This window comes from Aquirufa originis (assembly GCF_042714495.1).
GTDB classification, from domain to species: Bacteria; Bacteroidota; Bacteroidia; order Cytophagales; family Spirosomataceae; genus Aquirufa; species Aquirufa originis.
This window is the reverse complement of sequence record NZ_JBBKXY010000001.1, coordinates 841,219-864,067: the sequence shown is the minus strand read 5'-3', so window position 1 is coordinate 864,067 and position 22,849 is coordinate 841,219. Positions and strand designations below refer to the sequence as shown.

Annotated in this window: 21 protein-coding genes and 3 tRNA genes; 16 read left to right on the top strand and 8 right to left on the bottom strand. The window is 37.6% G+C overall.

Annotated features, from left to right (window positions below):
- Positions 1-27: 27 nt before the first annotated feature.
- Positions 28-681, bottom strand: coding sequence for an ABC transporter ATP-binding protein (locus SKC35_RS03755; protein ID WP_377978117.1), 654 nt, complete (start codon positions 679-681; stop codon positions 28-30).
- 95 nt (positions 682-776) lie between these two features.
- Here SKC35_RS03755 and sucC point away from each other — a divergent pair, with 95 nt between their 5' ends.
- The 5 genes from sucC to SKC35_RS03730 are packed head-to-tail and all read left to right on the top strand — an operon-like array spanning position 777 to position 4,855.
- Positions 777-1,967, top strand: a complete 1,191-nt coding sequence (sucC, locus tag SKC35_RS03750) for an ADP-forming succinate--CoA ligase subunit beta (RefSeq protein ID WP_130896713.1) — start codon at positions 777-779, stop codon at positions 1,965-1,967.
- A 3-nt stretch (positions 1,968-1,970) separates the two neighbouring features.
- Positions 1,971-2,582 (top strand): fumarylacetoacetate hydrolase family protein, encoded by a 612-nt coding sequence (locus tag SKC35_RS03745; protein ID WP_377978116.1) that lies wholly within the window; start codon positions 1,971-1,973, stop codon positions 2,580-2,582.
- 1 nt (position 2,583) lies between these two features.
- Positions 2,584-3,024, top strand: coding sequence for a thioredoxin-dependent thiol peroxidase (gene bcp, locus SKC35_RS03740; RefSeq protein WP_269006303.1), 441 nt, complete (start codon positions 2,584-2,586; stop codon positions 3,022-3,024).
- A gap of 9 nt (positions 3,025-3,033) precedes the next feature.
- Positions 3,034-3,891 carry a transketolase gene (locus tag SKC35_RS03735; protein ID WP_252622924.1) on the top strand — a complete coding sequence of 286 codons (858 nt, stop codon included), beginning with the start codon at positions 3,034-3,036 and terminating at the stop codon, positions 3,889-3,891.
- A gap of 10 nt (positions 3,892-3,901) precedes the next feature.
- Positions 3,902-4,855 carry a transketolase family protein gene (locus SKC35_RS03730; protein ID WP_377978115.1) on the top strand — a complete coding sequence of 318 codons (954 nt, stop codon included), beginning with the start codon at positions 3,902-3,904 and terminating at the stop codon, positions 4,853-4,855.
- A gap of 3 nt (positions 4,856-4,858) precedes the next feature.
- Here the strand turns inward: SKC35_RS03730 and tamL are convergent, their stop codons facing one another.
- Positions 4,859-7,126 carry a translocation and assembly module lipoprotein TamL gene (tamL, locus tag SKC35_RS03725; RefSeq protein ID WP_377978114.1) on the bottom strand — a complete coding sequence of 756 codons (2,268 nt, stop codon included), beginning with the start codon at positions 7,124-7,126 and terminating at the stop codon, positions 4,859-4,861.
- On the opposite strand from tamL, the gene SKC35_RS03720 reads away from it, so the two are divergent.
- The gene (locus tag SKC35_RS03720; RefSeq protein ID WP_377978113.1) at positions 7,115-7,879 is read left to right on the top strand and encodes a TrmH family RNA methyltransferase; all 765 of its coding nucleotides are present in this window, start codon (positions 7,115-7,117) and stop codon (positions 7,877-7,879) included. The genes tamL and SKC35_RS03720 overlap by 12 nt on opposite strands.
- Here the strand turns inward: SKC35_RS03720 and SKC35_RS03715 are convergent.
- Both SKC35_RS03715 and SKC35_RS03710 read right to left on the bottom strand, forming a co-directional pair.
- Positions 7,856-8,599 (bottom strand): queuosine precursor transporter, encoded by a 744-nt coding sequence (locus SKC35_RS03715; RefSeq protein ID WP_377978112.1) that lies wholly within the window; start codon positions 8,597-8,599, stop codon positions 7,856-7,858. The two genes, SKC35_RS03720 and SKC35_RS03715, sit on opposite strands and share 24 nt — an antisense overlap.
- Positions 8,596-9,807, bottom strand: a complete 1,212-nt coding sequence (locus tag SKC35_RS03710; RefSeq protein WP_377978111.1) for a pyridoxal phosphate-dependent aminotransferase — start codon at positions 9,805-9,807, stop codon at positions 8,596-8,598. The genes SKC35_RS03715 and SKC35_RS03710 overlap by 4 nt, the downstream gene beginning before the upstream one ends.
- Before the next feature lie 60 nt (positions 9,808-9,867).
- Between SKC35_RS03710 and SKC35_RS03705 the strand changes: the two genes are divergently transcribed.
- The 10 genes from SKC35_RS03705 to pheA all read left to right on the top strand — a co-directional run bounded on the left by SKC35_RS03705 (position 9,868) and on the right by pheA (position 20,284).
- Entirely contained in the window at positions 9,868-10,542 is a 675-nt protein-coding gene (locus SKC35_RS03705; RefSeq protein ID WP_377978110.1) for a hypothetical protein, read from the top strand.
- On the top strand, positions 10,543-11,079 hold the full coding sequence (locus SKC35_RS03700; protein ID WP_377978109.1) for a hypothetical protein: 537 nt from the start codon (positions 10,543-10,545) through the stop codon (positions 11,077-11,079).
- Between the two features lie 11 nt (positions 11,080-11,090).
- The gene (locus SKC35_RS03695; RefSeq protein ID WP_377978108.1) at positions 11,091-12,023 is read left to right on the top strand and encodes a phosphoribosylaminoimidazolesuccinocarboxamide synthase; all 933 of its coding nucleotides are present in this window, start codon (positions 11,091-11,093) and stop codon (positions 12,021-12,023) included.
- A gap of 1 nt (position 12,024) precedes the next feature.
- Complete coding sequence (locus tag SKC35_RS03690; RefSeq protein ID WP_377978107.1) at positions 12,025-12,450, top strand: STAS domain-containing protein; 426 nt, start codon at positions 12,025-12,027, stop codon at positions 12,448-12,450.
- 200 nt (positions 12,451-12,650) lie between these two features.
- Positions 12,651-17,219, top strand: coding sequence for a glutamate synthase large subunit (gene gltB, locus SKC35_RS03685; RefSeq protein WP_377978106.1), 4,569 nt, complete (start codon positions 12,651-12,653; stop codon positions 17,217-17,219).
- Positions 17,220-17,225: 6 nt separating this feature from the next.
- A complete protein-coding gene (locus SKC35_RS03680; protein ID WP_377978105.1) occupies positions 17,226-18,725 on the top strand; it encodes a glutamate synthase subunit beta in 1,500 nt (499 codons plus the stop codon).
- 63 nt (positions 18,726-18,788) lie between these two features.
- A tRNA-Ser gene (locus SKC35_RS03675) sits at positions 18,789-18,875 on the top strand.
- A gap of 11 nt (positions 18,876-18,886) precedes the next feature.
- Positions 18,887-18,960: transfer RNA gene (locus tag SKC35_RS03670), tRNA-Pro, on the top strand.
- A 63-nt stretch (positions 18,961-19,023) separates the two neighbouring features.
- A tRNA-Arg gene (locus SKC35_RS03665) sits at positions 19,024-19,097 on the top strand.
- A gap of 110 nt (positions 19,098-19,207) precedes the next feature.
- Positions 19,208-20,284 (top strand): prephenate dehydratase, encoded by a 1,077-nt coding sequence (gene pheA / locus SKC35_RS03660; RefSeq protein ID WP_377978104.1) that lies wholly within the window; start codon positions 19,208-19,210, stop codon positions 20,282-20,284.
- On the opposite strand, the gene SKC35_RS03655 is transcribed toward pheA, so the two are convergent.
- Genes SKC35_RS03655 through SKC35_RS03640 form a run of 4 tightly spaced genes read right to left on the bottom strand, consistent with a single transcriptional unit; the run spans position 20,276 to position 22,848 of the window.
- Positions 20,276-21,196 carry a bifunctional riboflavin kinase/FAD synthetase gene (locus tag SKC35_RS03655; RefSeq protein WP_377978103.1) on the bottom strand — a complete coding sequence of 307 codons (921 nt, stop codon included), beginning with the start codon at positions 21,194-21,196 and terminating at the stop codon, positions 20,276-20,278. The genes pheA and SKC35_RS03655 overlap by 9 nt on opposite strands.
- Positions 21,180-21,869: a tRNA pseudouridine(55) synthase TruB gene (truB, locus tag SKC35_RS03650; protein ID WP_377978102.1), complete on the bottom strand. Its 690-nt coding sequence runs from the start codon at positions 21,867-21,869 to the stop codon at positions 21,180-21,182. Before truB ends, SKC35_RS03655 begins: the two co-directional genes overlap by 17 nt.
- On the bottom strand, positions 21,857-22,645 hold the full coding sequence (locus SKC35_RS03645; RefSeq protein ID WP_377978101.1) for an undecaprenyl-diphosphate phosphatase: 789 nt from the start codon (positions 22,643-22,645) through the stop codon (positions 21,857-21,859). The genes truB and SKC35_RS03645 overlap by 13 nt, the downstream gene beginning before the upstream one ends.
- A complete protein-coding gene (locus SKC35_RS03640; RefSeq protein WP_130896694.1) occupies positions 22,645-22,848 on the bottom strand; it encodes a DUF3098 domain-containing protein in 204 nt (67 codons plus the stop codon). The genes SKC35_RS03645 and SKC35_RS03640 overlap by 1 nt, the downstream gene beginning before the upstream one ends.
- Position 22,849: the final 1 nt, after the last annotated feature.

Below are 22,849 nucleotides of genomic sequence, written 5' to 3'. Positions count from 1 at the left end.
CAAATTTATGACATTTTGGCAGTAATTCTATTCGATTCTACCGGAATTTAGATAAATAACCTGATCAGAATGGGAGGTTAATTTCTCATTGTGCGTAACCATGATTATCCGTTGTTGCCAAACCGCTTTTAATTCAACAAACAGAGCATACAATGTTTCTGCATTCTTATTATCCAAATTACCTGTGGGTTCATCCGCTAACAAGAGGGTAGGGCGATTAATCAAAGCGCGGGCAACCGCTACTCGCTGTTGCTCTCCACCTGATATTTGAGAAGGTAATTTTTGTAAAATAGGCTGAATTCCTAGCGTCTGTACTATCTTATCAAATAAGGCCAAATCTTCTTCATCCAATTTACCACCTTTAATAAAGAGAGGGAACTTGATGTTTTCTTCACAAGTAAACTCGCCTAATAAATGATGAAACTGAAAAACGAAACCTAGTTTATGATTTCGGAAGGTAGCTTGATCTTTTTCTGATAGCGCAGCATAATCAATCCCATCTAAGTATATCTGACCAGAATCTGCTTTCATTAATAAGCCCATAATCTGTAGAAGCGTACTTTTACCTGAACCAGATGGGCCTAAAATACTGACCATTTCAGACTCCTTTACTTGTAAAGAGATATTGTCTAGAATTAATTGAGTTCCATAACTTTTGGAAATATTTTTTAATTCTAACATTTTTTTGTCTTTTTTTTAGAAAATACGAATGAATGACTGGTTATTTAATATTTACGCAAATAAATAGTAATTTCACGAAATTAAAATTTTACTAAATGAATATTCACGAATATCAAGCGAAAGAAATCTTAAAAGGTTACGGAGTGCGCATTCAAGAAGGAATTGTGATTGACTCTGTTGACAACGCTATTTCAGCGGCTGAGCAATTAAAAGCTCAGACTGGTACAGGATGGTTTGTTGTTAAAGCTCAAATTCATGCGGGTGGCCGTGGAAAAGGGGGCGGTGTTAAACTAGCTAAAAGTTTAGATGAAGTAAAAGAGCGTGTTTCTCAAATATTGGGAATGCAGTTAATTACGCATCAAACTGGTCCTGAAGGAAAGAAAGTTAACAAAGTTTTAATTTCTGAAGATGTGTATTATCCTGGCGATTCTGAGCCGAAGGAATACTATTTATCGATCTTATTAGACCGCGCTAAGGCTTGCAATGTGATCATGGCAAGTACAGAAGGTGGAATGGACATCGAAGAGGTAGCGGAGCATAGCCCAGAAAAAATCATTAAAGAATGGATCGATCCACGTGTAGGTCTACAAGACTTCCAAGCACGTAAGGTAGCCTTTGCTTTAGGTTTAAGCGGTGTTGCTTTGAAAGAGATGGTTAAATTCATCCAATCATTGTACCGTGCCTATGTAGAGACTGATTCATCTATGTTTGAAATCAACCCAGTGTTGAAGACATCTGATGATAAAATTTTAGCGGTAGATGCCAAAGTAAACTTAGATGATAACGCTTTATTCCGTCACAAAGACTTAGCAGTTTTACGTGATATCGAAGAAGAGGATCCATTAGAAGTAGAAGCATCTGAAAATGATCTTAACTACGTTAAATTAGATGGTAACGTAGGTTGCATGGTAAACGGAGCTGGTTTAGCGATGGCTACTATGGATATTATTAAATTATCTGGTGGCGATCCCGCTAACTTCCTTGATGTAGGGGGTGGAGCAAACGCGAAAACAGTAGAAGCTGGTTTCCGCATTATCCTACAAGATCCCAATGTAAAAGCAATCTTGATCAATATCTTCGGTGGTATCGTTCGTTGTGATCGCGTTGCAAATGGAGTTGTAGAAGCGTACAAAAACATTGGTGAGATTAATATCCCTATCATTGTTCGTCTTCAAGGAACAAATGCAGAAGAAGGTGCTGCGATCATTAATAACTCTGGCTTGAAAGTATTCTCAGCTGTTTTATTAAAAGATGCCGCTCGTTTAGTATCAGAAGTATTGAAATAAGCCATGAAAATTATTTGCATCGGTCGTAATTACGTAGATCATATTACTGAATTATCGAATGAAAGGCCTACTGAACCGGTGGTCTTTTTAAAGCCTGATACGGCTTTAATAGATGCAAATAGTCACTTTTACTATCCTAAATTCTCCTCTGATGTTCATTACGAACTTGAGCTAGTATTTAGGATAGGCAAAGTGGGCAAAAATATTGAAGCAAAATTTGCACACAAGTACATCGATTCTTACGGCTTAGGAATTGACTTTACAGCTAGAGATGTACAGAGTAAATTAAAGGAAAAAGGACTTCCGTGGGAAAAAGCCAAAGCCTTTAATGGTTCTGCCTTTGTTAGTGCAATGCAGCCTTTTGAACCTTCCATTCTGGAAAACCCTATTCACTTTACGTTGCACAAAAACGGAACATTAGTTCAAGATGGAAATTCTGAATTGATGATTTGGAATGTAGCTGAACTTATTGAAGAAGTCTCCAAGTATTTTACGCTAAAGACAGGTGATTATATATTTACCGGAACACCTGCGGGTGTAGGTCCTGTAGCCGTCGGAGATGTATTGACTGGGGCATTAAAAGGTTCTCCCTTATTTGAATTAGCAATCTCTTAATATGAAACTACAAATAGGTAATGCGGCTCCTACCATTTCCATGGTAGACTCAGATGGAAACAATTTTGCTATCCCTAGTGGAAAGAAAATAGTCTTGTATTTTTATCCCAAAGATAATACACCTGGTTGTACTGCTCAGGCCTGCAATCTGAATGAAAATCTAGATGCACTTCAAGCCAAAGGTTTTCAGGTAGTAGGAGTGAGTATTGATACCAACGCTTCTCACACCAAGTTTAAAGCAAAATATAATTTAGCTTTCCCTCTTTTATCTGATCCAGAACATCAATTAGCGGAAGCTTTTGGTGTATGGGTTGAGAAATCGATGTACGGAAAGCAATATATGGGCGTAGCAAGAACTACGTTTATCATCGACGAAAACGGAATTATTATTGACATTATCGAAAAGGTGGATACGAAGAACCACAGTTCTCAAATTCACTAATCACCTACCATGCAAACACAAGAAATACAAAAAATCAGCTCTCAGGTTCGTAGAGACATTTTAAGAATGGTTCACGGTTGCCAATCCGGTCACCCAGGTGGATCATTAGGTTGTACAGATCTTTTAGTGGATCTGTATTTTAGCACGATGAATCTGAAAACAGATGCTGCCGGAAAAGTAGTGTTTGATATGGATGGAACGAATGAGGATTTATTCTTCTTATCTAATGGCCATATTTCTCCATTAATCTACAGCGTGTTAGCTCGTCGTGGTTATTTCCCTACGGCTGAATTAGCTACGTTTAGAAAAATTGATACCCGTCTTCAAGGACACCCAACTCCACACGAGCACTTAGAAGGTATTCGTATTGCGTCAGGTTCGTTAGGACAAGGTCTTAGTGTGTCTATCGGAGCTGCACAAGCAAAGAAATTAAATGGTGACAAGTCTACCGTTTTCTGTTTAATGGGTGATGGGGAACAAAATGAAGGCCAAGTATGGGAAGCTGCGATGTATGCTCCTCATCACAAGGTGGACAATTTGATTGCTTTCATTGATGAAAATGGACAGCAAATTGATGGTCCTACAGAGAAAGTAATGAGCAACCGTGATTTAGAAGCCAAATACAAAGCATTCGGTTGGAATGTGATGCGTATGGACGGTAATAATGCGGTGGATATACAAAATACGCTAATTAAGGCCAAAGCTGAATTAGGAAAAGGATCTCCTATCATGATTATCATGAAAACAGAAATGGGTGCTGGTGTAGACTTTATGATGTATTCACATAAATGGCATGGTGTAGCACCTAACGACCAACAATTACAAGACGCATTAGCGCAATTAGAAGAAACTTTAGGCGATTATTAATTAGATAGAAATGGCATTATTTACCTACGAAACAAAAAAGGATACACGCTCGGGTTTTGGAGCAGGTATGGAGTATTTAAGTCAGCATAACCCTAAAGTGGTCGCACTATGCGCTGATTTAATTGGTTCATTGAAATTAGAAGGATTTATCAAGAATAGCCCTGAGCGTTTTTTCCAAACGGGTATCGCGGAAGCGAATATGATTGGTATTTCAGCTGGTTTAACTTTAGGCGGTTTTATTCCGTTTGCAACTACGTTTGCAAACTTTGGAACAGGTCGTGTTTATGACCAAATCCGTCAATCAGTGGCTTATTCTGGAAAGAATGTAAAGATCTGTTGTTCACATGCTGGTTTAACGCTAGGAGAGGATGGAGCAACGCATCAAATCTTGGAAGATATTGGTTTAATGAAAATGCTACCAGGAATGGTAGTTATTAATCCTTGTGATTACAACCAAACTAAGGCAGCTACGATCGCAATTGCCGATTACGAAGGTCCAGTATACTTACGTTTTGGACGTCCTGTGGTTCCGGTATTCACACCAGAAGATCAGAAATTTGAAATTGGTAAAGCTTTGCATTTAGTAGAGGGTACTGATGTAACAATCTTAGCGACCGGTCACCTAGTATGGGAAGCCATTCAAGCAGCCGAGGCTTTATTAGAAAAAGGTATCAATGCGGAGGTAATTAATATCCACACGATTAAACCATTAGATGTTCAGGCTATCTTAGCTTCTGTTAAAAAGACAGGATGTGTAGTTACCGCTGAAGAACACCAATACAATGGTGGATTAGGTGATTCTGTTGCGCAATATTTGGCAATGAACCATCCAACGCCAATGGAGTTCGTTGGGGTGAATGATTCTTTCGGAGAATCAGGAAAGCCTGCCGAATTAATGGAAAAATATGGTTTAAATGCGGAAGTTATCGTAGCGAAAGCAATCAAGGTAATGGCACGTAAATAATCCTTAAAAAGGATAGCCAATTCCAATATTAAATTCAATTGGGTTTTGTCCTCCTTCGAAAGAAGTTTGTGGCAGAACCCATTTTTGATTTACAGGGTTAGCTGGATTAATGACTTTAGTGGCTAAATCAAGGCGCAATAAGAAAAAGTCAAAATCCCAGCGAAGGCCAAAGCCCGTTCCCACTGCAATCTGATTATAGAAATCACTCAAATGAAATTGGGTACTAGGATCCGTATTTCCTTGTGTCATATTCCAAACATTACCTGCATCCACGAAAAAGGCTCCGTTTATTTGGCCAAATAAAGGGAATAATTTAAATCGATATTCGAGTGAGGATTCTAATAAGATACTTCCTGGCTGTTCCACTAAGTTAGAAGTAGACACATAAGATCCGGGGCCTAAACGGCGCGGTTTCCAAGCTCTAACACTCGAAGGGCCTCCTATGAAAAAGTTCTTCTCATAGGGCAACTGGTAGTCATTTTCATCTCCATAAGCATAGGCTACGCCGCCTAGTATTTTAAAAGCGATTTGAGATTTCTGATTACGACCTAGCATTTTATATTTGCGGTAATCCAAATTCAATCGTAAAAAACGGTAAAACTGTATATCCTGACCACTATTCAGCAGGTCTGTCACGAAACTGAATTTATGACTGGGCAATAAATTTAAAGTTGAACCTCCTGATTCAAGCCCTAGTTGAAAAATTTTTCCATTTTTTAGTTCGTTACTTGGCAGTAAATCACGATATACATATTGAAACGAAATACTACTAACGAAACTGGGATTAAAGCTTCGATACAAGTTATTTCCTTTTAATTTAAGTTCCTCCAAATAGCCTTTAAATGCATCAGAGGTGGCTGTCTCAGGGTATATAGTATTTAATAAATTGAGATTGACGAAGGAAAAAGTAAAGAAGCTATATTCACTTTTTTGCCAAGTATAGCGCTGAAACAAATTCAAATTGGTTCGTTGGTATTCCGGACGATTAATAAAATCAAAACCAACTCCTACAGAGGTCTTTGCCCCGTAATAGGAACCTAATTTACCTACCATAAACTGAGGTAAGTGAAGAGTAGGGAAATTAATGGATGCAGACATATTCAATTCAAGATTATTTCTTGTGTCTGTCGTATTAATAAAGCCTGATTGTGCTTCGTACCCAATTCTAGTAGAGAAATCGAAATAATCTAAACTAGAGAATAGGCGTCGCACTTTGAACGAGTTCGTTAGAAAGGGACCTGGAATTCCTCTAAATACACTCCCCCCTAATTCGGAACTAAAATTATACTTCTCGTTTTGGAACAATTCAATTTTAGGAAACAACCTAGTTCTCGTGGTATCGAAACGAATTGAAACCGTTTTAAATTGATCCGTCAGGTAAATATTCTTTAAACTTTGGTTAAACAAATCAACCGAATACAAATCATCCTCATGTAAATTGATCAATTTAGCCAGACTTTTCAATGGAGGATGTTCAGCTGGATTTCCAAATGGATCTGAGATGCTAAATTCCGGAACGCCTATGCGGTAAAGGCGATCATAATTTGCAATTATAGAATGATTTTTAAACTCTGGTATTTTATAATAGAGTGAGATACGACGGAGAGTTGTGTCCTTTATATCATTAATTCGTATTCCCACAGCATCTGGAGAGAAATAATAATACCCTTCATTACGCAAATGATGACTTAATTGTTCCTTCTCCTTTTTTAATAAGGCTAAATTTAATCGACCCATTGGTCGAATGATACTATTTTCTTTAATGTAAGAATTAACGTGTTCTGCTAAAATGGGATTATCAACCGAAAGTGAGTCCTCTTTTGTGAAATAACTCGGTTCTCCTTCTTTAATCTCAAAAGTTACATTAACTAAATTAGCTATCGAATCTACATTCGAATTTATCCTGGCTTTTAAGAAGCCATTTTCTCGATAATAGCGTTCGATTTGCACCTTGTTTGTCATTAGCCATGCCGAATTATAACTAGGGTTAGGAGACTTTAAGAATTGAATGAAACTAGGTTTAATTTCAAGAGAATCTTTTCTTTTCCTTTTAATGCCCAGATAAGTGTATAATTTTGCAGGCAGTAATCGGCGATATGAATTCTTAACGCCCATTACATTGGTGCGTAATTCGGCTTTAGAAATTTGGCGATTACCCGTTAAGTTAATTTGATTTATAACCGGACTCGGGATCTCAAAGGAGTGGTATTGACCACAAGAAATGAGCCCTATACTGAGGATAATAAAACCGATAATTGATTGATTCTTCAAGAGATGCTAACTAATAAACAAATAAAGTTAATTAATTCCCTACATTCTAAAAAAGGAAGAAAAGAGAATGATTTATTTTTAGTGGAAGGGGAGAAGTCTTTACTTGAATTAATCAAATCTGACTTTGTAGTTGAGTTCTTTGTATTAAGTGAGAGCCAGCCAGAATTAGTCAGTATAATCACCCAAGTTTCAAAAGCTCAAGTATATCTTTTAGAAGTAGAAAATATTCAAAAGCTAAGCACCCTAGTCAACAATCAAATAGGGCTTGCTGTGGTACAACAAAAGAAATTTCCTCCATTTATCATTCAAGACCGGTATACTATCGTACTTGATGGGATTCGTGATCCAGGTAATTTGGGAACTATTATTCGTATTTGCGATTGGTATGGCTTTAAGCAGCTTGTACTTTCGGAGGATTGCACCGAGTTTTATAATCCCAAAGTGATTATTTCAACCATGGGTTCATTCTCGCGCATCGAATTTACCTATGTTGATTTACCTACTTTTTTCAAAGAAAACCGGGAATATAAAAAGATTGGAGCTGTTCTGAATGGCAAAAATATCCATCACTATCAGTTTCCAGATAAGGGCTTTATTATTTTAGGAAATGAATCCAATGGAATACGGGAAGAAATAATGGAAAGCTTAGATGAGCGAATTACCATTCCAGCCTTTGGTGGAGCAGAATCTTTAAACGTAGGTATATCAACTGCCGTGATTGCGGATAATCTAAAGCGCTTTATCCTTAGCTAGATACTTTTCAATTAACCAATGAGCTAGATAAAGTACAGGCGTAAAAAGAATGGCAACGATGAATTTGTAGAAGTAATTATTGAATGAAACATTCATCCATTGCGCAAACGTCCAATTCCCAAAAGCATAGAAAGCTATACCAATTACTAACACGCTATCTATTAATTGTGAAATCAATGTGGAGCCTGTAGCTCTCAACCAAATTTGCTTAGAACCTGTCCTGGATTTAATCTTTTCAAAAACGACTGCATCAATAATTTGGCTCACTAAAAAAGCGGAAAGAGACCCTAAAATAATGCCTAAACCTTGACGAAAAATTCTCACAAATGCTGAATTGATATTAAAATTTTCTGAACCCTTGTTTACCTCTACCCAAAAATCCGCTGGTACTAATAAAGTCGCTGTATAAATAATTAGGAAGGAAAATGCGATAAATAGGGCAGTGGTGAAGGAAATAAAACGGACTCCTTTTTTTCCGAAATAATCATTAATAATATCCGAAGTAATAAATACCAAAGGCCAATTTAAAGCTCCAGCTGTTTGATTTAAATCCCAATAATCACCCCAAGGTGTTGCCCAGTGAAGAGGCGAAAAACCCAAAGTACGTTCAATACTAACAATCTTCACACCAATTATCTCCGCCACGATTGCATTCGTTAAGAATATCCCAAAGAGGAATATAAACAACTTTTGTTTGCGAGAGAATTCGTTAAAGATCATTTGCGGTAGTTTTCGAAATGAAGCGCAATTTTATCTAAAGCTACACCTAATTGCTCTACGTGGGGAAGAAATACGATCCTAAAGTGATCCTTTCCTTTGAAGTTAAAACCTTGACCACCTACCACTAGAATTTTTTGTTCTTCTAGTAATGACATCACAAAATGGTTATCGTCTTCAAAATTGAATTTAGTTAAATCTATTTTAGGGAATAAATACAAAGCCCCTTTAGGCTTAACTGCGCTTACACCGTCAATGGCATTAATACGTTCGTACGCAAGGTTCATTTGACGGTTTAGGCGGCCTTCTTTGGCCACTAAATCATTAATGGACTGATAGCCACCCAATGCAGTTTGAATTCCATATTGTGTGATCACATTCGCACAAAGTCGTGTACTAAATAAAAAGTTTAAACCCTCAATATAAGATTTCGCTTTATGTTTTGCCCCTGTTAATATCATCCAACCGCCTCTAAAACCAGCAGCTCGATAATTTTTAGACAAACCACCCATGGTAATAATTAAAATATCATCAGATAGACCCGCAGCCGTGTGATGTGAAGTCCCATCATACAAAATCTTATCATAGATTTCATCTGCAAATAAAACTAATTGATGTTTGGCAGCTAGGGCCACCACTTGTTTAACTGTTTCTTTAGAATAGACAGCGCCTGTAGGGTTGTTCGGATTAATTAAAACGATAGCTCTTGTCTTGGAGGTAATTTTAGCTTCCATATCCACAAGATCTGGAGCCCAATCATGGGCCTCATCGCAATTATAATGCACTGCTATACCACCAGCTAAGCCTGCTACAGTTGTCCAAAGTGGATAATCTGGGGAGGGGATGAGTACTTCATCATCCGTATTTAAAAGAGCGGTCATCACTAAAGAAATCAACTCGCTAACACCATTTCCAATGTAAATATCTTCTATCAAAATATTCTTGACACCTAGATTTTGGTAATACTGCATAACTGCCTTACGCGCAGCAAATAAACCACGGGAATCAACATATCCCTGTGCATTTCGTATATTTACGATAATATCATGGACAATCTCGTCAGGTGTCTCAAAGCCAAAGGCGGCGGGATTCCCAATATTTAATGAAGTGATTTTGTAACCCTGGTTTTGAAGAGCTAATGCTTTATCGTATACAGGCCCACGAATTTCATATTTTAGGTGATCGAGACGCTTACTTTTTAATATATCCATGCTATTTTTGATAGAATTGTAAAAATAGCAATTTAATTTTAATTGAATTTACCCCCTTTTATGAATTTAAAAGAAATAGGTATTTTATTGATCGGATTATTTCTAGGCTCATCTTTATTGATTGCCTATAAATATTATGTTGCTAAAGGTAAGGTTTTCCAAATCTCCAGAGTTTTAGTATTTAAGTATATTCTTCGTTTCATACTGTTAATCTCCTTTTTGTTGCTCTGTTTTTACGCTATTAATTTAAAGCAAAATAAGGACTCAATAGGCCAAAAAGCGGGCTCAACGCTATTCGTCATTTCCGACAATAGCTCCAGTTTAACCTGGAACTCACTTAAAGATAAAGTCTACGAATTGCCAGAAAATGCAAGCTATAGCCTAGTTATGTATGAAGAGAAGGCTAATCTATTCCTCCAGGTAATTCCAAATACGAACCGAGAATCATTCTTGAATTTAATTGAACTGGCAAACGAACCTAGCTTGAGGCATCCTAAACGGCGTTTCACAGATCGCCTTACATCGCATCCTAAAGTGGATCAATTTGAAGTTTATGTATTAAATAAGAATCAGTGGCAAACCATCACGAATAATAGTAGCCATTCTTCTTTATTTTCTACAAACAGCCTCAATAGCTGGATGGGAAACACTTATCTACTGGTATATTTAGTAGTTTTGATACTTGTTTTACTATTTATTGATATTGTATTTACAGCTAAAGCCATTAAAATTTAGATGTTTTCCACCTTATTTTATATTTTTATGCTGTTCTATGATGGTCTATTCGCTAAATCATCGGAAGAGTATAATGCCCAAATTGTGCAATTGAACAAGCAAATTACGTTGCATCAATATGAAAAGGCTTTACTAAATGCACAATCGATTCAACACTCCTCCATTTTTACAAATCCAGAAATAGAACATTTGATTGTCGTTTTAGAGTTAAAGACACATCTAAATACAGCAAAGTCTTCTAACATTTTGATCAAAGACCATAGCGTGAATAATGATATATTATATAGCTATTTTATGGCTATGAAAGGTGAAACGAAAAATGGATACTCGGATTTACATAAATCAATCATTGAAAATGGCAATGTGGATACCCTCGTGAAAGCATTCGAATTGTACGCAATCAATTTTCCTCAGAATAAATTAAAGAAACAAGCTAGTTCAGCTCAAATGATCAGCCAAACTCAAAAAATAAATACACAAGAAGCTTTATCTTTACTTGATTTAATGAAGAAGAAGCAAAAAAATCTTATCTATTAATTAGCCCAACCATGAATCCAGCACCCTATCAATTCCCTAATCAAACATCCTTTTACAAAGGAAAAGTACGTGATGTGTATGGAATAGGAGATCATTTGTTAATGATTACATCAGATCGCATTTCTGCATTTGATGTAGTATTACCTAAATTAATTCCATTCAAAGGCCAAGTGTTAAATCAAATTGCTAGTTATTTCTTACAAAAAACCGCAGATATCGTTCCTAATTGGCTGTTAGCTACCCCGGATCCTAATGCTGCTTACGGTTTAAAATGCGAACCATTTGCCATAGAAATGGTAATTCGCGGTTATTTAGTGGGACATCTTTGGAGAGAATACAAAGCTGGTAAACGTGTTGTTTGTGGTGTTACATTGCCAGAAGGACTGGTGGAGAATCAGCTATTACCTACACCCATCATTACGCCCACGACGAAAGCAAGTGAAGGTCATGATGAAGATATCTCAGTTGCGGCAATTATCGAGCAGGGTATCGTTTCAAAAGAACATATGGATGAATTATGTGCTATCACGCATCTTTTATTCCAAAGAGGCCAAGAAATGGCTTCGGATAAGGATTTGATTTTAGTGGATACCAAGTATGAATTTGGCCTTTTTAATGGGAAGATCATGTTAATGGATGAAATTCATACACCTGATTCATCACGCTATTTTTACAAGGAACCTTATGCTGATTTATTTGCCAAAGGAGAAGCTCAAAAACAACTTTCAAAGGAATTTGTCCGGGAATGGCTAATTGCTAATGGTTTTCAAGGAAAAGAGGGGCAAAGCATTCCCACTATTACGGATGAATTCGTTCAGCAAATTTCCGAGCGCTATATTTTATTATTTGAAGAAATTACCGGCTTAACATTTCATAAAGAGCCACAAGAAGATATCTATAACCGTATTTTTAACAACACAATCCAGTATTTGCAACATGTCTAATATGAATTCATTTCAACTCGAACAAAACGAAAGTTATGCCGTTATTGATTGGAAGGCTGAACAATTAGGAACCGCTAATTCAGAAGAATTAGAAAATGCCATTCGTCTTTTATTTAAAAAAGACTATGCTAATATGATCTTAAACATCTCTAAAATAGCTGAATTGGATGGATATGGTGTCTCTGCAATCCGCAAAGGAACCAAAATTTGCACAAACGAAGGTGGCTTATTTGTCGTTGTGACAAAGGATGATGGTATTGCGGAGCGTTTAGACACAGCCAAAATTGAAAATTTAACCTTATTAAATACGGTTCAAGAAGGTGTTGATGCTATCTACTTAAATGACCTTGAAAATGAGTTCCAAGATGAGGACGATACAGAGGGAGAGAGCGAATTTGGAGAGTCATATGGAGAGGATTATGATTAAAATTGCACTATAGCAAGATTTTTTGTGTTGCATTTCTGATTATTCAAATTCCGAAGAATATTTTGTCTATAGATCGTTTTGCCAAATTTATTTTTAATTAAATTTGAAATTAGGTATATTATCTATCTGAAATGACTTCACAATCAGGTTCAGTTATTTTCGATTTATTATTATTTATATTAGAATATTTATAGTTTCCTATGAGAAATCCGAATGAAGTAGGTTTGTACAGAAAAGAATTTGAACACGATGCGTGTGGTATTGGATTTGTTGCCAGTTTAAAAGGTATCAAATCGCATCGCATTGTTCAAGATTCCATCAAAATGTTGATTCGTATGGATCACAGAGGGGCTTGTGGTTGTGATCCTAATTCAGGTGACGGCGCAGGTGTATTAGTGCAACTACCTCACGAATTCTTCTTAGAAGAAACGAGTTCTTTAGGATTTGCTTTACCTTCATTAGGTAACTATGGAGTAGGGATGGTCTTTTTCCCTAAAGACGAAACGCTAATTAAAGAATGCAAAGAAGTCATTGAGCGTAAGGCTAAGAAATTAGGATTACGTATTTTAGGTTATAGAATAGTTCCTGTAGATAATTCGGAAATCACAGGAGCAGATTCAGGCAACGCAGAGCCGTCTATTCAACAATTATTTATAGAAAGACCGGCAGATTGCGCGACTGAAATTGATTTTGAAAGAAAGCTTTACGTTTTCAGACAATATGTATCTAAGTTGTTAAACGAAACAATTGCAGGATTAAACAACAAGTTTTATTTTGCCTCTTTGTCTTGCCGTACCATTATATATAAGGGTATGTTGACAACCATGCAGGTTCCGGGGTACTTCTTGGATTTATTCCAAGAGAACTTTACTTCGGCTTTGGCCATCGTACACTCCCGTTTCTCTACCAATACCTTCCCAGAGTGGAAATTAGCTCAACCATTCCGCTTTATCGCACACAACGGAGAGATCAATACCGTAAAAGGTAACTCATCTTGGATGCAAGCGCAATCCGCTTTATTCTCAAGCAAATACTTTACTCAAGAAGAATTAGACATGATTCTTCCAGTATGTAGTTTAGGACAGTCCGATTCTGCGATTTTAGATAATGCTATTGAATTATTGTATTTAACGGGACGCTCTTTACCACATGTCATGATGATGTTAATCCCGGAAGCGTGGGATGGTAATGAGAGCATGGAGAAATACAAAAAGGATTTCTATGAGTACCATGCGGCGATGATGGAGCCTTGGGATGGTCCAGCTAGTATCTCGTTTACGGATGGAAAAATGATTGGCGCTACATTGGACAGAAATGGATTGCGTCCATCTCGTTATTGGGTAACGTCAGATGACCATGTTATCATGGCTTCAGAAGCAGGCGTATTAGATTTAGACCCAGCAACGATTGTTTCTAAAGGACGCTTACAACCAGGTAAAATGTTCGTAGTGGACATGGAGCAAGGACGTATTATTCCAGACGAAGAATTAAAAGAAAAAATTTGCCAACAACAACCGTATGGAGAGTGGCTGGTTAATAATAAGATTCGCGTAGAAGATCTTCCAGAAGCCGGTTCCGAGTACAGACAACCGAAGGCGATCGAGCTAGTTTCTAGACAACAAATTTTTGGGTTTACAACCGAAGATATCCGTATCGTTTTAGCTCAAATGGCTGAAACTGGTAAGGAAGCATTGGGTTCCATGGGTATTGATACACCTTTAGCGGTTTTATCTGAGAAGGCTCAACACTTATCCTCTTATTTTAAGCAATTATTTGCACAGGTTACAAATCCACCGATTGACCCAATCCGGGAGAGAATGGTAATGTCGCTTTTGTCAGATATCGGAGGTTTATCGAACTTGTTAGAAGAAAGCCCTTCACATTGTCGTCAAATTGAGATTCAACAACCTGTTTTGCGTAACAAAGAGGTGGAGAAAATTCGTTGGATTGACCATGAAAATTTCCAAACGAAATCGATTCACATGACTTTCCGCGCTTCTGAGGAGGAAGGAGTGTTAAAAAAGGCTTTGGATCGTATTAATCAATACGCTGAAGATGCTGTGGATGATGGTTATTCAATTATTTTATTGACAGACCGTGGAATTGATAGCTCACATGCGCCTATTCCATCCTTATTAGCCTTGGCATCTGTACACAATCACTTGATTCGTACGAAGAAAAGAGCGAAGGTAGGTATCATTATCGAAGCAGGTGATGTGTGGGAAACACACCATTATGCTACGTTGATCGGTTACGGTGCTAGTGCGGTAAATCCGTATATGGCCTTTGAGACGATCAAAGCCATGAAAGATCAAGGATTTGTCAATAAAGACTTGAGCTACGATAAATTAGAGTACAATTACATCAAAGCCGTTAATGGGGAATTATTGAAAATCTTCTCCAAAATGGGTATCTCTACTTTGCAGTCTTACCAAGGAGCTCAAATTTTTGAAATTCTAGGTTTAGGTAAAGAGGTAGTAGATACGTATTTCAGTGGATCTATCTCTCGTATTGGTGGAATTAGCTTAGATACAATTGCCAAAGAAGCTCTAATTAAGCATACTTCTGGTTATCAATTGCGCAAGCAAGAGTCGCCTAAATTAGAAGTAGGTGGTATTTACCAATGGAAACAAAGAGGAGAGGAGCACTTATTCAATCCAGCAACGATTCACTTATTGCAGCAAGCTACGAAGCAGAATGACTATTCTGTGTACAAAAAGTATGCGCAATTAATTGATGACCAAAGCAAAAAGTCCATCACCTTACGTGGTTTATTGAAATTCAAATCAAGTAAAGCGATTTCGATTGATGAAGTAGAGCCGGTTGAAAATATTTTAGCTCGTTTTGCTACGGGTGCGATGTCTTTTGGGTCGATTTCGTATGAAGCACATACCACTTTAGCTATCGCTATGAATCGTATTGGTGGTAAATCAAATACTGGAGAGGGAGGAGAAGATCCGATTCGTTTCGAAAAGATGGCGAATGGTGATTCAATGAATTCAGCTATTAAGCAAGTGGCTTCAGGTCGTTTTGGTGTAACGGCGCATTATTTAACGAATGCAAAGGAACTTCAGATCAAAATGGCACAAGGAGCGAAGCCAGGTGAAGGAGGTCAATTACCAGGACATAAAGTAGATGACTGGATTGGTAAAACTCGTCACAGTACGCCAGGAGTAGGTTTAATTTCACCTCCTCCGCACCACGATATCTATTCAATTGAAGATTTAGCACAATTAATCTTTGACTTAAAGAATGCGAATAGAGCCGCCAGAATCTCTGTAAAATTAGTTTCTGAAGCGGGTGTAGGTACAATCGCAGCCGGTGTAGCGAAAGCACATGCTGATCACATTTTGATCGCTGGTTATGATGGAGGTACTGGAGCATCTCCTTTGTCTTCGATTCGTCACGCTGGTTTACCTTGGGAACTTGGTTTAGCTGAAACGCACCAAACCTTAGTAAAGAACAAATTACGTGGTCGAGTAACTATTCAGGCGGATGGTCAAATCAAGACTGGTAAGGATATTGCGGTAGCAGCCTTATTAGGCGCAGAAGAATTTGGTGTAGCCACCGCAGCATTAGTTACCGCTGGTTGTATTATGATGCGTAAGTGTCACTTGAATACTTGCCCAGTAGGTGTGGCTACTCAAAATCCAGAATTAAGAGCATTATACACGGGTCAAGCAGATCACGTCGTGAATTTATTCCATTTCTTAGCTCAGGAATTACGTGAGATTATGGCTGAATTAGGCTTCCGTAAATTAGAGGAGATGGTGGGGCGTGTGGATCTTTTAGAAATGAAAGATTTATCAGGACACTGGAAGTTCAAGAACTTAGATTTAAATCCTATTTTAGCGCCTGCAGCTTTATCTGAAGGTGTTGCTGTCTTCAAGTCAGAAGAACAAGATCATGGATTAGCCGATCAATTAGACTGGCAGTTATTAAAAATAGCTCAACCATCCATTGATAAAGGAGAAAAGGTAACTGGAGAATTAGATATCATTAACGTTAATCGTTCAGTAGGAACCATCTTATCGAATGAGATCACGAAGAAATATGGTGAAAAAGGTTTGCCAGCTGACACTATTCATATCAAGTTTAAAGGAACGGCTGGACAATCATTTGGAGCATTTTCGGTGAAAGGTATCAAATTCGAAATTGAAGGAGATGCGAATGACTACATTGGTAAAGGACTTTGTGGGGCAACTTTAGTGGCGTATCCATCCCCATTAGCTTCATTCAAAGCGTCAGAAAACTCTATAGTTGGAAATGTTTCATTCTACGGGGCTACATCTGGTGAAGCTTATTTAGCAGGTATGGCTGGCGAGCGTTTCTGTGTTAGAAACTCAGGTGCAAAAGTTGTAGTAGAAGGAATTGGAGATCACGGTTGTGAATATATGACAGGTGGTTTGGTCATTATTTTAGGTAATACTGGCCGTAATTTTGGTGCTGGTATGTCTGGTGGAGTGGCCTACATATTAGACGAACAAAACACCTTCGATGCGAAAGTAAATCGTGAGATGGTAGAAATCACTGAATTAACGCCTGAAGACAAAAACATCATTTTGATGTATTTGGAAAAACACGTAGCCTTAACGGGTTCTGTAAAGGGTAAACTAGTCTTTGATAATTTCAACGCATTAGCAAGTCAATTCAAGAAAGTGTTGCCGGTGGATTATAAGAATGCCTTAAGTTCTAGAAAACTGAGCATCTCAGATGTGTTAAATGACAAGGACAAAGTGTATCAAGATATTAAAGTAGATTTAAAATAAGATAGAATGGGTAAGCCTACAGGATTTTTGGAAATTGACCGCAAATTAGCTCCTAAAAGAGCAGTAAATGAGCGTGTGAATGACTACAAAGAAATTGAACAATTAAATACTACAGCCGACACAGAAGCGCAAGCAAGTCGTTGTATGGATTGTGGTACACCATTCTGTCATAATGGATGTCCGCTAGGGAATATTATACCAGAATTCAATGATGCGGTATATGAGCAAAATTGGAAGTATGCGTATGATATTTTAAGTACAACTAATAACTTCCCTGAATTTACGGGACGTATTTGTCCTGCTCCTTGTGAATCGGCTTGTGTATTAGGTATTAACAAACCAGCAGTCGCTATTGAATTGATCGAGAAATCAATCATTGAAAAGGCTTATTCAGAAGGGTGGGTTGTTCCATTTGTTCCTAAAACGCGTACAGGTAAGAAAATAGCTGTAATCGGTTCTGGTCCAGCGGGTTTAGCTGCTGCAGCGCAATTAAATAAAGCTGGTCACTTAGTTACGGTTTATGAGCGTGCAGATCAAATAGGTGGTTTATTACGCTACGGTATTCCAGATTTCAAATTAGATAAATCAGTGGTTACTCGCCGTGTAGAAGTAATGAAGCAAGAAGGTATTACCTTCATTACTAATGCTAATATCGGAACCACGGAGAAGCTAGCTAACCTAACGAATGATTTTGATGCAGTTTTAGTAGCTACAGGAAGTACGACTCCCCGTTTTATCACAGCAAAGGGAAATGACGCCATTGGTATTTATCCTGCGATGGAGTTTTTATCGCAGCAGAATAAGCGAAATGCGTCTATTGCGTTAGAAGTAAACCACAAAGGAGAGAAATATGCTAATACAGATATTCATGCCAAAGGAAAGCATGTAGTCGTAATAGGCGGTGGAGATACTGGTTCTGATTGTGTAGGGACTTCTAATCGCCACAAAGCTGCTTCCATTACTCAGATTGAAGTAATGCCTAAGCCTCCAGTGGCTAGAGCAGAAAACACACCTTGGCCTAATTGGCCTAATATGTTGCGTACTTCAACTTCTCACGATGAGGGAGCGGAGCGTCTTTGGTCTATTTCTTTACAAGAATTTATCAAAAATGATAAAGGCGAGCTAGAAGCTTTACTCATTGGTGACATCGTTTATAATATGAAGGATGGAAAAATGGAGCAAGAAGTACTTAATATCAGAAAAATTCCATGTGATTTAGCTTTAATTGCGGCTGGTTTTTTACACACGGATCACACAGGTTTATTCGAGCAATTAACAGCGATGGGAGTGAATGCAGATGAGCGTGGTAACCTGGTCGCTAATGCATCTTATCAATCTGATAATGAGAAAGTTTTCATTGCTGGTGATGCACGTCGCGGTCAATCTTTAGTGGTTTGGGCGATCTCTGAAGGACGTGAAGCAGCTAGAAATATCGACTTGTTTTTAATGGGAAAAACAAGTTTAGAAGGTAAATCTATTTCCAGTTTTGATGTAATGGCGAAATAATTTTTTCGCCATTTATTTCATTTAATAAATATATTTACTACATTTGTGCTCTCTTAAATGCTAGGAGAGATGCCTGAGAGGCCGAAAGGACATGTTTGCTAAACATGCGTACTGGTAACGGTACCGAGGGTTCGAATCCCTCTCTCTCCGCAGTCAATTTTCGGGGTGTAGCGTAGCCCGGTATCGCGCTTGGTTTGGGACCAAGAGGTCGTAGGTTCGAATCCTGCCACCCCGACAAAAGTCAATTTATGAGGACGTGTTTTACACCAATTATAAATTGACTTTTTATTTTGATTAAGGTTCCGTAGCTCAGTTGGATAGAGCAACTGCCTTCTAAGCAGTAGGTCTTTGGTTCGAATCCAAACGGAATCACACAGTACATCTAGCATTAACGAAAAGGATTTATTCAAATCCTTTTTTTTATTTCCCTTCCTAAAATCTGCTAAAATTCGTAAATTGAACTAATTAGCACAATTTTACGCATGAACATACCTGAATTAAGAAACAAAATAGATCACATTGATGATTCGATTCTTTCCCTATTAGTGCAAAGAATGGAGTTTGTAGAGGGGATTGGTAAATTAAAACGAGAATCTAATTCAGTTATCTACCATCCAGATAGAGAAAAAGAAATCATTGATCGTTTAGCAAATCAATACACGGGTAAATTGAAGAAAGAAGCTATCGAGGCTATATTTCTAGAAATTTTTGGTGTATCGCGTAATTTAGAATTACCTGAAATTATTTGTTATTTAGGGCCTGAAGGTAGTTTTACACATCAGGCGGCAGAAAATCGTTTCGGTGCGGTAGCTGATTACATCTCGTTGCCTTCTATTAAATCTGTTTTTGAATCTGTAGAAACAGGTCGTGCAAAATACGGTGTGGTTCCCATTGAGAATAATCAAGAGGGGATGGTAAAGGAAACGATGGATCTTTTAAATGAAAAGAATTTATTCGTCATATCAGAAATTATTATTCCAGTTAACTTCTGTTTGGCCTCTAAGCATAATGGAATTCAGGGCATTAAAAGGATTTATTCGAAAGACATTGCTTTCCAACAATGTAAAGGCTTCTTAAACGACTATTTCTCTGGCCAGGAGGAAGATTTCTTTGTTCAAGTTGATTCTACCTCACGTGCGGCTAAATTAGCCGTAGAAGAAGAGGATGGAGCTGCCTTGTGTTCGCATATCGCTGCTAAGATCTATTCTTTACCTATTTTGTTTGATAACATTCAAGATAACGATGCGAATCAAACGCGTTTTTTCATTATTTCCAAAGTCGAAAATTTGAAGAAAACAGATAAGGATAAGACCAGTTTGGCTGTTAAGCTAAAGAATGATGACAAACCAGGAGCTTTACTTTCTCTTTTACAAGATTTTGAGAGTAGAGGTATCAACTTATTGAAAATAGAATCGAGACCTCAGAAGGACACGAATGAATTTAAATTCTGGTTCTTTATTGATATTGAAGGCAATAAATTAGATCAAAAAATACAAGAATTATTAACGAAAAGAGGGGACGAAATAGTCTTCTTGGGTAGTTATATGAATTTATGCTAAATACAATTTAGCCCAAGTTAAATCAGCGGCGATTTGATTCTTTAATTCTTCAAAGGAGTCAAATCGCTTCTCAGATCTGATTTTTTCCATAAATCGAATCTCAATTCCTTGCCCATAGATATCACCATCAAAACCTAAGATGTGTGTCTCGATGTGTATGCCTTCATCTTTATTCAACGTAGGACGGTAGCCCATATTTGTTAAGCCAAAATAGGTACCCTCTTTGATATGCACTTCGCATAAATAAACTCCTAATTGTGGAATGAATTTATTATCCGCGTTTAACGACATATTTGCTGTAGGGAAACCGATTTTCCGGCCATTCTGATTCCCATGAACCACAATGCCAGAAATAGCAAAGTAGTGGCCTAACATAGCTTTGGCCTTTTGTACTTCTCCTTCAGATAGGTACTTTTTGATTTGTGAGGAACTAACAATTACCTCATCCACTTTTGCTACATCAATGGAGATGGCCTCTAATTCAGTGCTAAAATGCTCCTTGATATAAGAAATAGAACCTTCTCTGTTTTTACCAAAATGATTGTCATAGCCTAAAATCACTTTTTGTGCTTTTAGACGATGTACTAAATGTTCTTGAATAAACAATTTTGCGGGTAATTCGACGATATAGGCATCAAATGGAATGATAATCACATAATCGATTCCTAATCCCTCCAATGCAGCAATTTTCTCCTGCATGGGCATCAATAATTCATTACGCTTTCCTGTGAAATGATCCGCGGGGTGATTTGAGAACGTAATGACACAGGTCTTAAGATTTGCCTCCTTAGCTGCAGTTAAACAGCCCTGTATCACCTTCAAATGACCCAAATGCAAGCCATCAAACATACCGATAGTCACAGCTGTAGGCGAATCAATCGAAACCGTATCAAAACTATAAAAGCACTTCATGTAATTCGCTGTTAAAAGTGGCTACCTCCTGTGCTTTGTCTAAACCCCAATCACCTATTTTTGTTCGAAGCAATTCACTCATATAAGCTCCTGATTGGCATTTAGTGCCGAAATCTCTAACGATACTCCTAATATAAGTTCCCTTACTACATTCAATCTCAAAGCTAATCTCAGGAAAATGAGTTGCATCAATTTCCATTCGATACACTTCCACTTCCCTTATCTTAATCTCTAATTCATCTGCACTTACGCCATTTCGCGCATGCGTAAATAAACGTTGTCCATTGAGTTTAATCGCAGAATAAATAGGAGGGACTTGCTGAATAGTACCTAAAAACGTTTGACGAACATCCTCTAGTAGACTGGAATTAATATGATCAATTGGATATTCCCCGTCAAACTCGGTTTCTAAATCAATGGAAGGTGTGGTTTTACCCAAAACTAGTTTGCCAGTATAAGTCTTCGGAAGAGATTGGAAATAATCAATCTTCTTTGTGTATTTACCCACACACATGATTAAAATACCGGTCGCTAATGGGTCTAACGTTCCTGCGTGACCTATCTTTTTAAATCGACCCATATTCCGAATCTTCTTTACCACATCGAAAGAAGACCATTCTCTAGGCTTGTTAATCACATAAAACTTATCTTGAACTTCTATTAACTCATCCACAGGTACACACTTAATAAAAGACCAACAATAATGCGATAGTATCCAAATAATTTAAAACCATGTTTTTTTACAAATCCGACCATCCAATGGATGGTTAGAAGTGCCACAATAAAACTAATCACTGTGCCTATTCCCAAAAATTGAATATGTTCTTTCGTAAACAACACATCAAAGTCGTGGCGATAATCCAATAATTTCTTAGCACACGCTCCTAAAATAGTAGGTATACCTAATAGAAATGAATATTCAACAGCTGCGGAATGACTAAGACCTAAAACGCGTCCACCTACGATAGTTGCACCAGAACGGGAAACCCCAGGAATCATGGCTATACATTGAAATAAGCCTATTTTGAAGGCTTTTAAATAGGAAATGGCGATAATTTCTGTTGAGACTGCTTTAGAAGGCAACCAAGCATCTATTCGGATAAGAATGAAGCCTCCTACGATCCAAGACCCAGCTATAAACCAATAGCCTTGGAAAAGCGCTTCTAAGAAATCATCCAACAAAACACCTAAGATCACCGCTGGAATAAATGAAGCAATAATCGTATAATAAATGGATAATCCAGAAGCAAATAATCGTTTGAAGTAGAGGAACGGGACAGCAGCAATAGCACCTAATTGAACGAAAACAGTAAAGAAATTAAGAAACTTAGAATTTTCAATTCCTAACAAATTTTCAGACACAATTAAATGAGCCGTAGATGACACAGGTAAGAACTCCGTTAAACCTTCTACTAAACCTAAAATGATCGTTTTAAGAATCTCTGTCATTAGCGTTTCCACTTAAAAAGGGAGAACACTGGAATAATGATCCCAACTAAAACCAGAATAGGACCAAGGGTTAGGCCCAAAAAGCCAAAGCCAAATTCCTCTTTATCTAAGGTCATCACAAAAAAACCAACCAACATAATTCCTATACCTAGTAAGAGAATTTTGATGTCTTTAGCCCCTAATGGCATATTTGATTGACTCATA

Bases quoted from the DNA above. Each gene is read 5' to 3' on its own strand.
- SKC35_RS03645 (WP_377978101.1), bottom strand. From the start codon at position 22,645: ATGACAGAGATTCTTAAAACGATCATTTTAGGTTTAGTAGAAGGTTTA.
- SKC35_RS03710 (WP_377978111.1), bottom strand. From the start codon at position 9,807: ATGGATATATTAAAAAGTAAGCGTCTCGATCACCTAAAATATGAAATT.
- SKC35_RS03640 (WP_130896694.1), bottom strand. From the start codon at position 22,848: ATGAGTCAATCAAATATGCCATTAGGGGCTAAAGACATCAAAATTCTC.
- SKC35_RS03680 (WP_377978105.1), top strand. From the start codon at position 17,226: ATGGGTAAGCCTACAGGATTTTTGGAAATTGACCGCAAATTAGCTCCT.
- SKC35_RS03690 (WP_377978107.1), top strand. From the start codon at position 12,025: ATGAATTCATTTCAACTCGAACAAAACGAAAGTTATGCCGTTATTGAT.
- SKC35_RS03735 (WP_252622924.1), top strand. From the start codon at position 3,034: ATGCAAACACAAGAAATACAAAAAATCAGCTCTCAGGTTCGTAGAGAC.
- SKC35_RS03695 (WP_377978108.1), top strand. From the start codon at position 11,091: ATGAATCCAGCACCCTATCAATTCCCTAATCAAACATCCTTTTACAAA.
- SKC35_RS03705 (WP_377978110.1), top strand. From the start codon at position 9,868: ATGAATTTAAAAGAAATAGGTATTTTATTGATCGGATTATTTCTAGGC.
- SKC35_RS03755 (WP_377978117.1), bottom strand. From the start codon at position 681: ATGTTAGAATTAAAAAATATTTCCAAAAGTTATGGAACTCAATTAATT.
- SKC35_RS03730 (WP_377978115.1), top strand. From the start codon at position 3,902: ATGGCATTATTTACCTACGAAACAAAAAAGGATACACGCTCGGGTTTT.
- gltB (WP_377978106.1), top strand. From the start codon at position 12,651: ATGAGAAATCCGAATGAAGTAGGTTTGTACAGAAAAGAATTTGAACAC.
- bcp (WP_269006303.1), top strand. From the start codon at position 2,584: ATGAAACTACAAATAGGTAATGCGGCTCCTACCATTTCCATGGTAGAC.
- pheA (WP_377978104.1), top strand. From the start codon at position 19,208: ATGAACATACCTGAATTAAGAAACAAAATAGATCACATTGATGATTCG.
- SKC35_RS03745 (WP_377978116.1), top strand. From the start codon at position 1,971: ATGAAAATTATTTGCATCGGTCGTAATTACGTAGATCATATTACTGAA.
- SKC35_RS03715 (WP_377978112.1), bottom strand. From the start codon at position 8,599: ATGATCTTTAACGAATTCTCTCGCAAACAAAAGTTGTTTATATTCCTC.
- SKC35_RS03655 (WP_377978103.1), bottom strand. From the start codon at position 21,196: ATGAAGTGCTTTTATAGTTTTGATACGGTTTCGATTGATTCGCCTACA.
- sucC (WP_130896713.1), top strand. From the start codon at position 777: ATGAATATTCACGAATATCAAGCGAAAGAAATCTTAAAAGGTTACGGA.
- SKC35_RS03700 (WP_377978109.1), top strand. From the start codon at position 10,543: ATGTTTTCCACCTTATTTTATATTTTTATGCTGTTCTATGATGGTCTA.